Origin of the sequence: Vibrio sp. PID23_8, assembly GCF_003584965.1 — a bacterium.
GTDB lineage: Bacteria > Pseudomonadota > Gammaproteobacteria > Enterobacterales > Vibrionaceae > Vibrio.
The window spans coordinates 36,510-50,361 of the sequence record NZ_LIXE01000016.1 but is presented as its reverse complement, the minus strand read 5'-3'; the positions used below and the strand labels follow the sequence as shown (position 1 = coordinate 50,361).

The 13,852-nt window shown below is 44.9% G+C and carries 14 protein-coding genes; 4 read left to right on the top strand and 10 right to left on the bottom strand.

What is annotated here, in order from left to right; all coding sequences use genetic code 11:
- On the top strand, positions 1-217 hold a 217-nt coding region (locus tag AK966_RS20020; RefSeq protein WP_220473359.1), incomplete at its 5' end, for a hypothetical protein.
- A 500-nt stretch (positions 218-717) separates the two neighbouring features.
- On the opposite strand, the gene AK966_RS18015 is transcribed toward AK966_RS20020, so the two are convergent.
- The 7 genes from AK966_RS18015 to dusA all read right to left on the bottom strand — a co-directional run bounded on the left by AK966_RS18015 (position 718) and on the right by dusA (position 7,717).
- On the bottom strand, positions 718-1,497 hold the full coding sequence (locus tag AK966_RS18015; protein WP_099080837.1) for a phosphoadenylyl-sulfate reductase: 780 nt from the start codon (positions 1,495-1,497) through the stop codon (positions 718-720).
- Positions 1,490-3,226 carry an assimilatory sulfite reductase (NADPH) hemoprotein subunit gene (gene cysI, locus AK966_RS18010; RefSeq protein WP_099080836.1) on the bottom strand — a complete coding sequence of 579 codons (1,737 nt, stop codon included), beginning with the start codon at positions 3,224-3,226 and terminating at the stop codon, positions 1,490-1,492. Before cysI ends, AK966_RS18015 begins: the two co-directional genes overlap by 8 nt.
- Positions 3,226-5,100: an assimilatory sulfite reductase (NADPH) flavoprotein subunit gene (locus AK966_RS18005; RefSeq protein ID WP_119464649.1), complete on the bottom strand. Its 1,875-nt coding sequence runs from the start codon at positions 5,098-5,100 to the stop codon at positions 3,226-3,228. Before AK966_RS18005 ends, cysI begins: the two co-directional genes overlap by 1 nt.
- A gap of 116 nt (positions 5,101-5,216) precedes the next feature.
- Complete coding sequence (locus tag AK966_RS18000) at positions 5,217-5,447, bottom strand: hypothetical protein (protein ID WP_099080834.1); 231 nt, start codon at positions 5,445-5,447, stop codon at positions 5,217-5,219.
- A gap of 148 nt (positions 5,448-5,595) precedes the next feature.
- Positions 5,596-6,258: a TIGR04219 family outer membrane beta-barrel protein gene (locus AK966_RS17995; RefSeq protein WP_099080833.1), complete on the bottom strand. Its 663-nt coding sequence runs from the start codon at positions 6,256-6,258 to the stop codon at positions 5,596-5,598.
- A gap of 99 nt (positions 6,259-6,357) precedes the next feature.
- Complete coding sequence (gene pspG, locus AK966_RS17990; RefSeq protein WP_099080832.1) at positions 6,358-6,573, bottom strand: envelope stress response protein PspG; 216 nt, start codon at positions 6,571-6,573, stop codon at positions 6,358-6,360.
- Between the two features lie 163 nt (positions 6,574-6,736).
- Positions 6,737-7,717, bottom strand: coding sequence for a tRNA dihydrouridine(20/20a) synthase DusA (gene dusA / locus AK966_RS17985; RefSeq protein ID WP_119464650.1), 981 nt, complete (start codon positions 7,715-7,717; stop codon positions 6,737-6,739).
- A gap of 392 nt (positions 7,718-8,109) precedes the next feature.
- On the opposite strand from dusA, the gene zur reads away from it, so the two are divergent.
- On the top strand, positions 8,110-8,556 hold the full coding sequence (gene zur / locus AK966_RS17975) for a zinc uptake transcriptional repressor Zur (RefSeq protein WP_099080831.1): 447 nt from the start codon (positions 8,110-8,112) through the stop codon (positions 8,554-8,556).
- Positions 8,557-8,583: 27 nt separating this feature from the next.
- Positions 8,584-9,045 carry a chemotaxis protein CheX gene (locus AK966_RS17970; protein WP_099080830.1) on the top strand — a complete coding sequence of 154 codons (462 nt, stop codon included), beginning with the start codon at positions 8,584-8,586 and terminating at the stop codon, positions 9,043-9,045.
- A 96-nt stretch (positions 9,046-9,141) separates the two neighbouring features.
- Here the strand turns inward: AK966_RS17970 and pgi are convergent, their stop codons facing one another.
- On the bottom strand, positions 9,142-10,794 hold the full coding sequence (pgi, locus tag AK966_RS17965; protein ID WP_119464647.1) for a glucose-6-phosphate isomerase: 1,653 nt from the start codon (positions 10,792-10,794) through the stop codon (positions 9,142-9,144).
- Between the two features lie 305 nt (positions 10,795-11,099).
- On the opposite strand from pgi, the gene AK966_RS17960 reads away from it, so the two are divergent.
- Entirely contained in the window at positions 11,100-11,528 is a 429-nt protein-coding gene (locus tag AK966_RS17960; RefSeq protein ID WP_099080828.1) for a secondary thiamine-phosphate synthase enzyme YjbQ, read from the top strand.
- A gap of 41 nt (positions 11,529-11,569) precedes the next feature.
- Here AK966_RS17960 and AK966_RS17955 read toward each other — a convergent pair whose 3' ends face one another.
- Complete coding sequence (locus AK966_RS17955; protein ID WP_172438185.1) at positions 11,570-12,766, bottom strand: hypothetical protein; 1,197 nt, start codon at positions 12,764-12,766, stop codon at positions 11,570-11,572.
- Positions 12,767-12,769: 3 nt separating this feature from the next.
- The gene (alr, locus tag AK966_RS17950) at positions 12,770-13,846 is read right to left on the bottom strand and encodes an alanine racemase (protein WP_099080838.1); all 1,077 of its coding nucleotides are present in this window, start codon (positions 13,844-13,846) and stop codon (positions 12,770-12,772) included.
- Positions 13,847-13,852 lie beyond the last annotated feature (6 nt).

Sequence of the window (13,852 nt, the reverse complement as noted above, 5' to 3'; positions counted from 1 at the left end):
CAACAAATCCCCCGAAGGTTCAATGTTGTCGCTGCCGCTCGACTTGCATGTGTTAGGCCTGCCGCCAGCGTTCAATCTGAGCCATGATCAAACTCTTCAATTTAAGATTTTGTTCGGCTCAATGAATACTGACTTCAAAACTACTAATGTAATTTTAAAGCTATTATCGTTCCAACAGAACGATAATGAATTGACTGTGCCAAGTCTTGCGACTTGATTGGTCACTCAGTTCATTGAAACCTAATTTGATACCAAGGTATCTAATTGGATTATCATCAACGAGTGCCCACACAGATTGATAGGTTCTTATTTTTAAAGAGCGATTCTTCTTTGTGATTTACATCACTTCGGAAGAGGCGGCCATTCTAGCGAGATAATCTTTTGTGTCAAACACTTTCTCAAATTATTTCGTTTTTTTTCTTTCTGACCTTGCCGACCTTGCCTTGAGCCCTTGTGAGCCCTGCCCTGTCGACAAGGACGCATTATAGAGATCGTGCTCACATTGGCAAGCGTTATTTTGCAAAAATTGCAAAAACAATGGTTAAACGCTGCGTTTTCGATCAAAGCCTTATTTATCCAACTTTACCCAAAGAACGTGAACAACTTATCCACAGAGTTATACTTTTGAGGCACATTTTCATACCTTATAAATAAAGAAAGCGGCTTTGTAGCTGCTTTCTTTATTTACCTGAAAGTCGGTTACAGCCAACTTTACGACTAGATGCCCGAACCATCTTGCTCAGAGCCATCATCTTCATGCAATCCACATTCACGCTTTAATCCGAAGAAGCGGGTTTCTTCTTCCGACATTCCGGGCTCCCACTTTATAGTCGTATGGGTATCACCTACAGAGAGATAGCCTTGGTCCCAAAGCGGATGATAACTTAAACCGTGCTCTTCTAAATAATAGTGCACATCTTTATTTGTCCAATCGATCACGGGCAAAAACTTGAAGACACCATTTTGTATTGACAAGATAGGTAACCCCGCTCGTGACTTGCTTTGTTCGCGGCGCAACCCTGAAAACCAAGTTCCTATATTTTGCTCACGTAGAGCTCGTCGCATTGGCTCGATTTTGTTTATCTTGTTGTACTTTTCAATTCCCTCTATACCTTGTTCCCAAAGTTTTCCGTAACGTGCTTCTTGCCAATTGGCACTTTCTTTAGCTTGGTACACTTTAAGGTTAAGATTCAGTTGCGCTTTCAACTGATCGATGAATTGATAAGTCTCTGCAAATAGATAACCGGTGTCCGTTAGGATGATGGGAATGTCCGGCTTTTGTTGTGTCACAAGATGGAGCATCACTGCGGCTTGGATACCGAAACTGGATGAGACAGCGAACTCCCCTTCCAAATTCTCCAATGCCCACTTTAGTCTCTCTTGTGCCGAAAGCTGTTCGAGATCGACATTGATTTGAGCAAGACGGAGAATTTGCTCCGTCTTCGTTAATGTCAGTAACTCTGCTAGCTCCGGTTTGGACGCTACAGAATCAAGCATGGAAGTCCCTCTTTGATATGAACACTTCTTGGATAATACCAACTCGAATCGTGAAGTCGCCAAATGCTTCGCCTTCCTCACGTTCAGCAGCCCAACGAGCCACCAGCTGATCAATCTCTTCTAAGATTTGCTTATCCGTAATATTCTCTTTGTACATCTTCGGCACTCGCGTTCCGCCACGGTTACCACCTAGGTGTAAGTTGTATCGACCTGGCGCTTTACCAACTAAGCCGATTTCTGCCAACATTGCTCGACCACAACCGTTTGGACACCCTGTTACACGAAGAATGATATTGTCTTCTTCAGGTAGACCATGCTTTTCGAGAATACCTTCTACATCGGTTACGAACTGAGGAAGGAAGCGCTCTGCTTCTGCCATTGCTAATGGACATGTTGGGAACGCCACACACGCCATCGAGTTTTTACGTTGTTCACTTACGCCGTCATCCATCAAGCCATGCTCACGAGCAATCTTCTCGATCTTCGCTTTTTGGCTTTTCGGTACACCTGCAACAATCAGGTTTTGGTTTGCTGTCATGCGGAAATCGCCTTTATGGATTTTGGCTATTTCAGCAACACCCGTCTTAAGTGGTTTCCCTGGGAAATCCAGCAGACGACCGTTTTCGATGAAGAGTGCTAGATGATACTTACCATCGATCCCTTCAACCCAACCGATACGGTCACCACGTTCCGTGAATTCGTACGGGCGGCTTTGCTCAAACTTAACCCCGGCACGTTTTTCTACTTCTGCTTTAAACACATCACTACCGACACGATCTAATGTGTATTTGGTTTTTGCATTCTTACGGTTAGAACGGTTACCCCAATCACGTTGAGTTGTTACTACAGCAGCAGCAACATCAAGTGTTTTCTCTAATGGGATAAAACCAAAGTCATCCGCTCTACGTGGATAAGTTGACGTATCGCCATGCGTCATCGCTAGACCACCACCAACGAGCACGTTAAAACCAACCAGCTTACCGTTATCTGCAATCGCTACGAAGTTAAGATCGTTAGCATGTACGTCTACGTCATTTTGCGGTGGGATAACCACTGTGGTTTTAAACTTACGTGGCAAGTAGTTCTTACCCAAAATAGGTTCGTCTTCTTCCGTGCTTTCTACTTTTTCACCGTCGAGCCAAATCTCTGCATAAGCGCGTGTCTTCGGTAATAGATGCTCACTGATCTTCTTCGCCCATTCGTACGCTTCTTGGTGTAGCTCCGACTCCACTGGGTTAGTGGTACACAAGACGTTACGGTTAACATCACCCGCGGTGGCAATCGAATCAATACCAATGCTGTTTAGCGTTTGGTGCATCAACTTGATATTTGGTTTTAGCACGCCATGGAACTGGAACGTTTGGCGAGTAGTAAGACGAATACTTCCATATAAAGAGTGCTCAGTTGCAAACTTATCGATCGCTAGCCATTGCTTTGGTGTAATGATGCCCCCCGGCATACGTGCACGAAGCATGACGTTGTGTAGTGGCTCCAGCTTTTGCTTAGCACGCTCATTTCGGATATCGCGATCATCTTGCTGGTACATTCCGTGGAAACGAATCAACTGGAAGTTGTCTGCAGTAAAGCCACCAGTAATGCGGTCTTGCAGATCTTGTTCAATCGTTCCACGTAGTAAATTACTTTCTCTTTTAAGGCGCTCGTTATCCGAGAGTGGACCAAGCACCTCACCTAATACTTCTTGGCTGTTTGATTGTTGATTCGCGCTCATTAGTACACATCCCTTTGGTAACGTTTCGCTTTACGTAGATCGTTGATAAATGCTTCTGCTTCTTCACGAGATAGCTTGCCTTGTTGCTCGGCTACAAATACCAGCGCATCGTGAACGTCTTTTGCCATACGAGTAGCATCACCACACACATAGATGTAGGCACCATTCTGAATCCATTGCCAAACTTGTTCAGCGTTTTCTAGAATGCGATGTTGAACATAAACCTTCTCTGCTTGGTCACGGCTAAACGCGACATCAAGACGGGTCAGCAAACCTGACTTGAGGTACTTTTGCCATTCAACTTGGTAAAGGAAATCTTGAGTAAAGGTACGGTCACCAAAGAACAACCAGTTCTTGCCTTGCGCGTCACGGTTATCACGCTCTTGAATAAAGCTGCGGAAAGGCGCAATACCTGTACCTGGACCAACCATGATGATTGGTGTGTTGTCATCTTGTGGCAGTTTGAAGTTATTGTTGTGCTCAACAAACACTTTCAGTTCACCGCCTTCTTCTAGACGTTGAGCGAGGAAACTCGATGCTCCGCCATAGCGCTTCTCATCACCTTTGTCGTATTCAACCAATCCGACAGTTAGATGAACTTCTTCGTCCACTTCCGTTTGACTCGAAGCGATAGAATATAGACGAGGTGTCAATCGACGAAGTAAACCAACCAATTCTTCTGCGCTTAGCTTGGTCTTCTTTTCTGCAAGGACATCTACGACTTGAGTATTTGCTGCGTACTCACGAAGTTTGTCTTTATCTTCCACTAGCTTTTGTAGTTTCTTACTACCAGAAAGCTCTGCAAACTTCGTGACGAGTTGAGGATTAGAAGCGGTGATCTCATATTTGCTAACTAAAGCGCTGTGAATAGATAAACTCTCACCATCAACTTCGACACTCTCGACACCGGATAAGCCTGCTTTTGCAAGGATGGCATTCGCCAACTCTGAACTGTTATCAAACCAAACTCCGAGCGCATCACCGGCTTGGTAAGTTAGTCCAGACTCTTCAAGGTCAATTTCGACATGGCGAACATCTTTACCTGAATCTCGGCCAGTGATCTTTTGACTTGTCAGCAGTGATGCAGTGTATGGGTTTTGCTTATTATAAGACGAGTGGCCTGATGCTGCCTGCCCGACTGGCAACTGAACCACTTCCGCTTCATTACCTGAACAAAGCGCTTCTTTCACTTGTTCAAGGGCTTGTTTGCGCCATTCCGCGGCAGGCGCATCGTAATCCACATCACAGTCAATGCGATCGATGAAGGCAGTTGCACCAAGCTTAGACAAGTAAGTATCGAAGTCTTTACCCGTTTGGCAGAAGAACTCATAGCTTGAATCGCCAAGCGCAATGACTGCGTATTGCAGGTTTGGTAACTTAGGTGCTTTCTTAGATTGAAGGAATTCATGCAGTTCAATGGCATTATCTGGCGCTTCGCCTTCACCATTGGTCGAGGCCACGACAATAACGTGTGTCTCTTTAGCGAGGTTTTTACCTTTGTAGTCACAGGCATCAAAGAGCTCTACAGCAATGCCTTCGGCTTTCGCTTCTTGCTCTAGTGCTTCAGCAACACCTTTTGCATTACCCGTTTGAGAAGCAAAGATGATGCTCAACTTACCTGCCGGTTGTACAGCGACAGCCGCCGCTGCGTGTGCGATTGGTGTCGCGACTGCAGTACTTGGTTGATTTTGTGCGAGACCCCAGAAATAACCACTGACCCAAGCAAGTTGCTGTGAAGACAACTCAGAGACAGTTTGCTGGAGTGAACCAAATTGTTGATCATTAAGAGGGCTTGCGATTGGCGAGTTTCCACCTTGCCCATTTTTTCCTTCCGACTCATTCTTGTTAGAAGATTCATTCTTTTGAAAAGACATTGTCACGACATCCCTATTCATTGCGTGACTATAGATTAACCACTCTCTTTAATAACAAGAAAGAATAGAAGTGAATGCTTTATAACTTTTTGGAAGTAAGCCCCTCTGCGTTACACTCAACGATCTTCGATGCGTACCTGTTGAAAGCCCACAGCCATTGCCGACTTGGACGCCGTATCGAGATCATCATACAGACACTCCTCACCATGGGTATCAGTGAGAAAAACAAATCCGCCTTGTGCGTGACGAAATTCCACGACCCAACCACCTTCTTGCATTGCAGGCTCGATGATGGCCTCTACAAGCTGTTTTTCACGAAATAGATGTCTTAGTTCATTTATAGTCATCGTAAGCCTCAGCTCCTAGCGTTTAACACTAGATAAGCATGGCCCAACTCTGCGAAGTTAGGCGAGTATTTCGAATAAGTATAATGAAGTGATATAAAAAAAACGCCGCTTATAAGGCGACGTTTTAAAAGAAGTATCTTGAGCTAACTTAAAATGAGAATTCTACACTCGCGAAAAAGCCATTGGCAAAGATAAACTCTTTACCTAAATCTGATAAAAACTCTTCTGACTCTAGGTCAATTACACGGTAACCACCACGCAAAGCCAATTGAGACTCTTGGAAAGGAATACGGTACTGTATGCCTGCCATTAAGTCCGTGCTCTTAATGCCTTTGTTATCACCAAAGTTCATTTCACCAATCACATCAAAATTGGTGTTTGGCACCGTGATTTCGGCGTAGCCGTACCAAGCCCAAATCAGTTCATCGAACTCTTCCGTACGAACGTTAGTCCCTGCATCAGTGTATTTAGTATCACTTAAGTTGCTAAACGTTAGGCCCGCATCAAAGTGCAACAAATCATGCTCAAGAATTTGGTAGTAAAGAGTGAGGTCAAGCTTATCAAAGCCCATAAAATCTGCATCAATGCTGGAATAACGAAGACGAGCATTGGGCACGTATTTTACGTCATGCTCTACCGCTGCGTAGAAAGACCCTGTTGTATTGCTATCTCTTCTTACTTCATTAACTTTGGTATCCGCAACCCAAACTTCTGCACCGACTTTCGTCGTCAAAGAAGACTCTTGTGCAAAAAGAGGGAAAGACGCGGCCAACGATAGTGTCGCTAAAGCGAGGGTCGCTTTATTTGTCATGTAATTTTTACTCCGAGATAGCTGATTTCAACATTAAGGGCATGTAAGAAATACTACCATACTCTCACAGCCCTCTATCAACTAAATCTCGACAATCCGTTACTTATAACGCGGTTGGGCAACAACACTTTTAAAGAACCATATACCTAGAGCAATGACTATCAACCAAGGTAACAGTTTCAATACAGCACCAACCATGCCAAGTAGGAACATCACCACCAATGCGATACCTGTTGCGGCGAATACCGTCATCATTGTGATACCTGTTACCAACAATGTCGCGGCGAACACTAAAATAAAGATAAGCTCCAACATAATCACTTCTCCTTTGTTTTAGTGTTATTACAGCAGGTTCTATACCAACTTTTTCAAATGAAACTAACATAATGATCTAAAAGAAAAAATAAAACCAGAGGCACTTCTGCACTCTGGCTTACATATTCATCACTTGGCAATTCTAACCAACCACTGGTGAATTTTACACATTCAGTTCTTTCGGAATTTTCGCTAGTGCATCTTGCAGTACTTCTAGACCAGAGCCTGGCTTATGCGCGTTTTCACTGATGTGGCGACGCCATTGACGTGCACCCGGCATGTTTTGAAACAAGCCCAACATATGACGAGTAATGTGCCCGATGTAAGCACCTTTTGCCAATTGCGCTTCAATGTAAGGATACATCTCTTCGACAATTTCACTGCGTTTCTTCACTGGTGCATTCGAGCCAAACAGCTCTTGGTCTACTGATGCAAGCAGATAAGGGCTTTGATACGCCTCACGACCGATCATCACACCGTCTAAATGTTGTAGATGTTCTTTTGCTTCTTCTAATGACTTCACACCGCCATTCACAGCGATAGTGAGATGAGAGAAGTCTTTCTTCAACTGGTAAGCGCGCGGGTAATCCAATGGTGGTATTTCACGGTTTTCTTTCGGGCTCAAGCCACTCAGCCACGCTTTACGCGCGTGAATAGTGAATTGCTCACAGCCGCCTTTTTCAGACACAATCGATACAAAGTCAGTGAGGAACTCATAAGAGTCTTGGTCGTCGATACCAATACGTGTTTTTACCGTCACTGGAACATCAACCACGTCCTTCATCGCTGCTACACAGTCAGCCACCAATTGGGGCTCTGCCATCAGACACGCACCAAAGCGACCGTTTTGAACTCGGTCAGACGGACAACCCACATTTAGGTTGATCTCATCATAGCCGCGATCTTGAGCTAGCTTGGCACACTTCGCCAAATCTTCAGGGTTTGAGCCACCCAATTGAAGCGCTAACGGATGCTCTTCTTCGTTGTAAGCAAGGAAATCCCCTTTTCCATGAATGATCGCGCCTGTGGTTACCATTTCGGTATACAGCAGGGTTTCTTTGGTCATTAAGCGATGGAAGTAGCGACAATGACGATCGGTCCAATCCAACATTGGTGCTACAGAGAGCCTGCAAGAATGAGTCATGATATAAACACCCGTTTTTACGTTGCCAAGTAAGAGCGCATTGTGCACTCAAAAAATTAAGTCGGGTATTGTATACCCAAGTACCCTCTAGGTGCTAGTTTCAGCAAGAACGACTGAGTTTTCAGATATGGCGACGAGTAAGGTTCGAGTAGTTCTACACCAAAATCATCACAAACTACGCTAGCCAAGGCAACGCCCCTGTGGGAGCGCCATGAATCCGCTTATGGCTGCCTGATTTCTGCACTGGTCTCTCGTTCTCTGATATCCACAGCGCATCCCTCCCTCGCGGACTTGCTTTATTTCATGATTTTCGTTCTGATTATGGGTAAAATAAAGCGCTTCTGCACAAAGTGCATATTGAAGTGCTTTATCATCAAGCACGTCCGATAGTTATGGTGAAAGATTTGGACTCAAAAATCATTGAACAAATTGAGCGTACATGCGTGGAACGTGGCGTTAGGCTGACTCCACAACGCAGACGCGTTTTTGAACTGATTTGTTCTCACCGCCGCGCTTCGAGTGCGTATGAGCTATTGGAGCAACTTAAAAAGAGTGAACCTCAGGCGAAGCCACCAACCGTTTATCGAGCGTTAGATTTTCTTTTAGAGCAAGGTTTTATCCATCGAGTCGAGTCAACAAACAGCTTTATCACTTGCTGCTCTTTCAACACTCAACAACATTTTTTTCAACTGTTAATTTGCGATAAATGTGGTGATGTCGTTGAACTTGAAGACGAGACGCTGATATCCTTGTTAGCCAATAACGCCGAGAAACACGGATTCAAGTTAACAAATCAAGTTATTGAAACCCACGGTGAATGCCAGGCATGTTCCTCGTAGACAAAAAAAGATAGATAGAAGAACGTTATGCGCGCTGAATTTGTAAACCCGTTTTTAGCTTCTTTAATGAATGTTCTAAAAACTATGGCCTCTCTAGAACTGAAGCCACAAAAACCGCGAATCAAGAAAGATGAGATCGCACGAGGGGACGTTTCTGGCCTTATCGGTATGGTTGGTCCACAAACACGTGGCTCAATGTCAATTACCTTTGATGAAGCATTAGCACTAGAAATCATGCAAAACATGCTTGGCGAACGTCCAAATGGCGTGAACGAAGAAGTGACCGACATGGTTGGTGAGATCACCAACATGGTGACTGGTGGTGCAAAGCGTATTCTTGCTGAAAGTGGCTTCGATTTTGATATGGCAACACCGATTGTTGTATCAGGCAAAGGTCATACTATTCGCCACAAATGTGAAGGCTCCATCATCATCATGCCTTTCTCTTCACAGTGGGGAAATGCCTTCATCGAGATTTGTTTCGAATAAAAGAAAAACAGGTTGGTCAGTGCCAACCTATTTTATTTCTGCCTCAGGTAATAAAAAAGGTCAGCGTTTGCTGACCTTTGTTTTTCTATTCAAACATTAAGCTTTGAACGCTTTAAACGCGTTGATCAGACCATTTGTAGAGCTGTCGTGTGAGCTGATTTCTGATTCATCTGCTAGCTCAGGTAGGATTTGGTTCGCTAGTTGTTTTCCTAGCTCAACACCCCATTGGTCGAAGCTGAAGATATTCCAGATAACGCCTTGAACGAAGATTTTGTGCTCGTACATTGCGATCAGGTTGCCTAGCGTGCGAGGTGTGATTTGCTTAACTAGGATAGAGTTCGTTGGGCGGTTACCTTCAAATACTTTGAATGGTACTAGAGATGCCATCTCTTCTTCGCTCTTACCTGCCTGCGCAAATTCTGCTTTCACTGTTTCTGCAGACTTACCAAATGCCAATGCTTCTGTTTGTGCAAAGAAGTTAGACATCAGTTTTTGGTGGTGGTCGCTCGCTGGATTGTGGCTGATTGCTGGTGCAATGAAGTCACATGGGATCAACTTTGTGCCTTGGTGGATCAACTGGTAGAACGCATGCTGACCATTTGTGCCAGGTTCACCCCAAATGATAGGACCTGTTTGATAAGTTACTGCGTTACCTTCACGGTCAACGTACTTACCGTTAGATTCCATGTTACCTTGCTGGAAGTACGCCGCGAAACGGTGCATGTACTGGTCGTAAGGTAGAATTGCTTCTGACTCAGCACCGTGGAAGTTGTTGTACCAAATACCGATTAGAGCAAGAATCACTGGAATGTTGCTTTCTAAGTCTGTCGACACGAAGTGGTTATCCATCTCATGGGCGCCATCTAGAAGCTCAATGAAGTTGTCGTAGCCAACGGCTAGTGCAATTGAAAGACCGATTGCTGACCAGAGAGAGTAACGACCGCCAACCCAGTCCCAGAACTCAAACATGTTGTCCGTGTCGATACCAAACTCAGATACCGCTGGAGCGTTAGTCGATAGCGCCGCGAAGTGCTTAGCAACGTGTGCTTGATCGCCAGCAGTTGCTAGGAACCAATCACGTGCAGAGTGCGCGTTTGTCATGGTTTCTTGAGTTGTGAACGTCTTAGACGCGATCAAAAATAGCGTTGTCTCTGGGTCGACTTTCTTCAGCGTCTCAACGATATGAGTACCGTCAACGTTAGAAACGAAGTGTAGGTTTAGGTGATTTTTGTATGGTGCGAGCGCTTCCGTCACCATGTAAGGACCAAGATCAGAGCCGCCGATACCGATGTTGACAATATCTGTGATTGCTTTACCTGTGTAACCTTTCCATTCGCCGCCAATTACGCGTTCAGTGAATGATTTAATTTTCTCTAGAACCGCGTTTACCGCAGGCATTACGTCTTCGCCGCCAACCATTACTGGTTTATTAGAACGGTTACGTAGTGCGGTGTGAAGAACAGCGCGATCTTCTGTTTTGTTGATTGCTTCACCACTGAACATCGCTTCAATCGCTGACTTAAGCTCAGTTTCGTTCGCAAGTGCGAATAGATGCTGCAGAGTTTCTTCGTTGACTAGGTTCTTTGAGTAATCGACTAGAATATCTGAGCCGAAACGTGCAGAGAATTTGTCAAAACGAGCCGCGTCTTGAGCAAATAGCTCTTTCATATCCATATCTTGTGCAGATTCGAAATGCGCTGTTAGCGCTTGCCAAGCTTGAGTTTGCGTTGGATTGATATTTTTCAACATGGTCTTTATCCCGATGTTACAGTAGGTCCTATTCCTGACAGTCTAGAGAAAACTGTGGAATCCCCGATTTAGCAAAATGTATATAAATTAGATGTTTGGGCAAATTGCCACAAAACAAGTCTTGTAATTTTTTTTCAGGCATCAATTATGACGGAGAGCTTTTACTCTCACATTGAGTTAGGTCACGTTCCCTGTTTCGAATTTAAACAATTCATTTATGATGCTAAGAATCATACCATTAACTAATTGTTGACTCTAATTGGATTAGGATAGACACCAATTCACATTTTTCCAAAGGAACGCATATGTGGGCACAAAGAACACTGCAACTGAAAGCACGATGTCGTGGTTTTCACCTCATCACTGATGAAATTGAACAACAATTACCAGAAATTCAATCGCTTTCAGTCGGTTTGTTACATCTATTTATTCAGCACACCTCGGCCAGTTTGACCTTAAACGAAAACGCCGATCCAACCGTACGAATGGATATGGAAGCCCACTTCAACAAGTTTGTTCCTGAGCGAGCACCCTACTACCAACATACCTACGAAGGCGATGATGATATGCCTGCTCACATAAAAGCATCATTACTTGGCAACAGTGTGACGATTCCTATCCAAAACGGTCGATTAGCATTAGGCACATGGCAGGGTATTTACTTGGGGGAGCACCGATATTCTGGGGGTAAGCGCTGCATTATCGCGACCATCAATGGTGAAGAGTTCAGATAAAAAAATGCTAACCACGGGGTTAGCCTTTGTTTTATCTCAATTTAGAAAGGTTGGTTGATCATCACTCGGAAAGTGCCTTCGTCTGCGCCTTTTGCCATTTCAGCACGAACCACAATCCCTTCTACTTGGAAGCGTACCGCCCCACCGACGCTCCACTTCATCTCTTCATGCAGTGTTTTTAGATCATAGTCATCTGCGACTCGTCCAACTTCAAAAAACGCTACCCATTGCCACCAAGGCAGATCGTAATAGTTGAGCAGGGGAATATCATCTAGCGGCTGCCAATCCGGTAATACGCGGTATTCAGCAGAATAGTGAATTGCACTGCGGCCGTGATATCGACCTGCGGTGTAACCACGTAGTCGATACAAACCTCCTAAGCGGACTTGATCTTGTTCCGGTGGCCGACTGCACACGCCACCATCACACTGATTCCATGTTGGTGTATCTGCAGTATAAAAATCCAATGCCAACACTTGCTGATCGAACCAATCACCAAGAGAACCAAATGAGTAATAATGACTTTTTTGGAACTCCCACTTTAGCCATAAATCTTCTGACCGCCAACTATTCGCTCCGGTAGTAAGGTCTAAAGAAGTGTGCGAACCACGAGTTGTGTTGCGCACGCTATCGCGGTTATCCCAATCAAACGTCAGAATAAACCCGCTCGCTTCTTCATTATTTCTACTATAAATATCTAACTCTCGGGAAGAGTAGAAAGGTGTGAATACCAATGAGCTCACACCTGACTCGACTGGTGAAGCAAAGCTGACATCACGAACGGGTTGAAACGCGCCAAGTAATCCGTACTCACGCACGTTCCCCCATGGTAAGAGGTATTTGAACTCCAACTTATAGTTCTGCTCTTCCCCATTAGCAATGGTTTTGTTTTGTGTTGATGAATTATTATTACCCTGACTTCCCAAGTAATAGGGATTGTCATTAAAACGGGTTCGATACATCTGTGTGCTGAACAACCAATGAGAAGAAAGAGCGTAATTAAATGCCGATAAAAAACCGACGTAGCTGTCTTTCTCCGAATATAGCCCCATACCAAACAGCGCCGCTTGTGGTTGACCCACTCCTTTTGCAACACCTGCCACGCCTATCGTACTTCCGAGCGTCTCGGTAGTGAAATAGAATGGAACAAATGCGGAATCTTTCTCTTTCGCGAACGACTGAGACGATAAAAAAAGGCTGGCAGAAAAAGCCAGCACTGAGAGTAGTCTTTTCTTCATTGGTTACTTAGCGTATTCCATTTCGACGCGAGAAGTCAGTTTCGTCACTAGCTCATAAGCAATCGTGCCAATGTGACTCGCGACCTCTTCTACTGGTAACGCTTTACCCCAAAGAATGGCCTCGTCACCAACTTTATCCGTAGCATCTGCGCCTAAATCAACCGTCAACATGTCCATTGAAACACGACCAGCGATCGGCACTTTACGCCCATTCACCAAAACAGGAGTGCCATTTGGCGCACTTCTTGGGTAACCGTCACCATAACCAACCGCTATCACGCCGATTTTAGTATTACATTCACAGACCCATGTGCCCCCGTACCCCACACTTTCACCTTTTTTCACTTCACGTACAGCTATCAGATGAGACTTCAATGTCATCACCGGTTGGTAACCAAGATCTTGTGCGGTCTTATCACTAAAGGGGGAGACACCATACATAATGATCCCCGGACGAACCCAATCGAGTTGGCTTTGTGGCCAAGCCAGTAAGCCGGCTGAAGCCGCGAGTGAACGTTCCCCCTGACAACCTGCGGTCAAAGACATAAACAACGCTATTTGCTCAGGGGTGGTATGGCTATCAAGTTCATCAGCACAACCAAAGTGACTCATATAACGAAGCGGCTTAGCTACATTCTGACACGCATTTAGGCGAGTGATAAACTCTTCATATTGTTCTGGACGAACCCCTAAGCGATGCATGCCGCTATCGATTTTTAGCCAAACCACAACCGGCGTTTCTAATTCCGCTTGTTCAAGAGCGATCAACTGCTCTTCACAATGCACCACCGTTTGGATGTTATTGGTGACCAAAACCGCCAAATCACCTGCTGAGTAGAATCCTTCGAGCAATAATATCGGCTTCACCACACCACAGGCGCGCAATTGTAACGCTTCTTCAATTCGTGCAACTCCGAATGCATCGGCATGAGTCGCATGCTTCGCGACGTGACGCAAGCCGTGGCCGTAACCATTGGCTTTTACCACCGCCATCACTTTACTTTCTGGCGCTTGCTGCTTTACTCGTTGAAGGTTGTGTTGTAGTGCAGACAAGTCAATACATGCCATTGCGGCTTTCATGTAGCT

What these genes read in the sequence shown, in the direction of transcription:
- pgi (WP_119464647.1), bottom strand. Translation starts at nt 10,794, where the DNA reads ATGTTGAAAAATATCAATCCAACGCAAACTCAAGCTTGGCAAGCGCTA.
- AK966_RS17955 (WP_172438185.1), bottom strand. Translation starts at nt 12,766, where the DNA reads ATGAAGAAAAGACTACTCTCAGTGCTGGCTTTTTCTGCCAGCCTTTTT.
- AK966_RS17960 (WP_099080828.1), top strand. Translation starts at nt 11,100, where the DNA reads ATGTGGGCACAAAGAACACTGCAACTGAAAGCACGATGTCGTGGTTTT.
- alr (WP_099080838.1), bottom strand. Translation starts at nt 13,846, where the DNA reads ATGAAAGCCGCAATGGCATGTATTGACTTGTCTGCACTACAACACAAC.
- AK966_RS17970 (WP_099080830.1), top strand. Translation starts at nt 8,584, where the DNA reads ATGCGCGCTGAATTTGTAAACCCGTTTTTAGCTTCTTTAATGAATGTT.
- pspG (WP_099080832.1), bottom strand. Translation starts at nt 6,573, where the DNA reads ATGTTGGAGCTTATCTTTATTTTAGTGTTCGCCGCGACATTGTTGGTA.
- cysI (WP_099080836.1), bottom strand. Translation starts at nt 3,226, where the DNA reads ATGAGCGCGAATCAACAATCAAACAGCCAAGAAGTATTAGGTGAGGTG.
- AK966_RS18000 (WP_099080834.1), bottom strand. Translation starts at nt 5,447, where the DNA reads ATGACTATAAATGAACTAAGACATCTATTTCGTGAAAAACAGCTTGTA.
- AK966_RS18015 (WP_099080837.1), bottom strand. Translation starts at nt 1,497, where the DNA reads ATGCTTGATTCTGTAGCGTCCAAACCGGAGCTAGCAGAGTTACTGACA.
- AK966_RS17995 (WP_099080833.1), bottom strand. Translation starts at nt 6,258, where the DNA reads ATGACAAATAAAGCGACCCTCGCTTTAGCGACACTATCGTTGGCCGCG.
- zur (WP_099080831.1), top strand. Translation starts at nt 8,110, where the DNA reads ATGGTGAAAGATTTGGACTCAAAAATCATTGAACAAATTGAGCGTACA.
- AK966_RS18005 (WP_119464649.1), bottom strand. Translation starts at nt 5,100, where the DNA reads ATGTCTTTTCAAAAGAATGAATCTTCTAACAAGAATGAGTCGGAAGGA.
- dusA (WP_119464650.1), bottom strand. Translation starts at nt 7,717, where the DNA reads ATGACTCATTCTTGCAGGCTCTCTGTAGCACCAATGTTGGATTGGACC.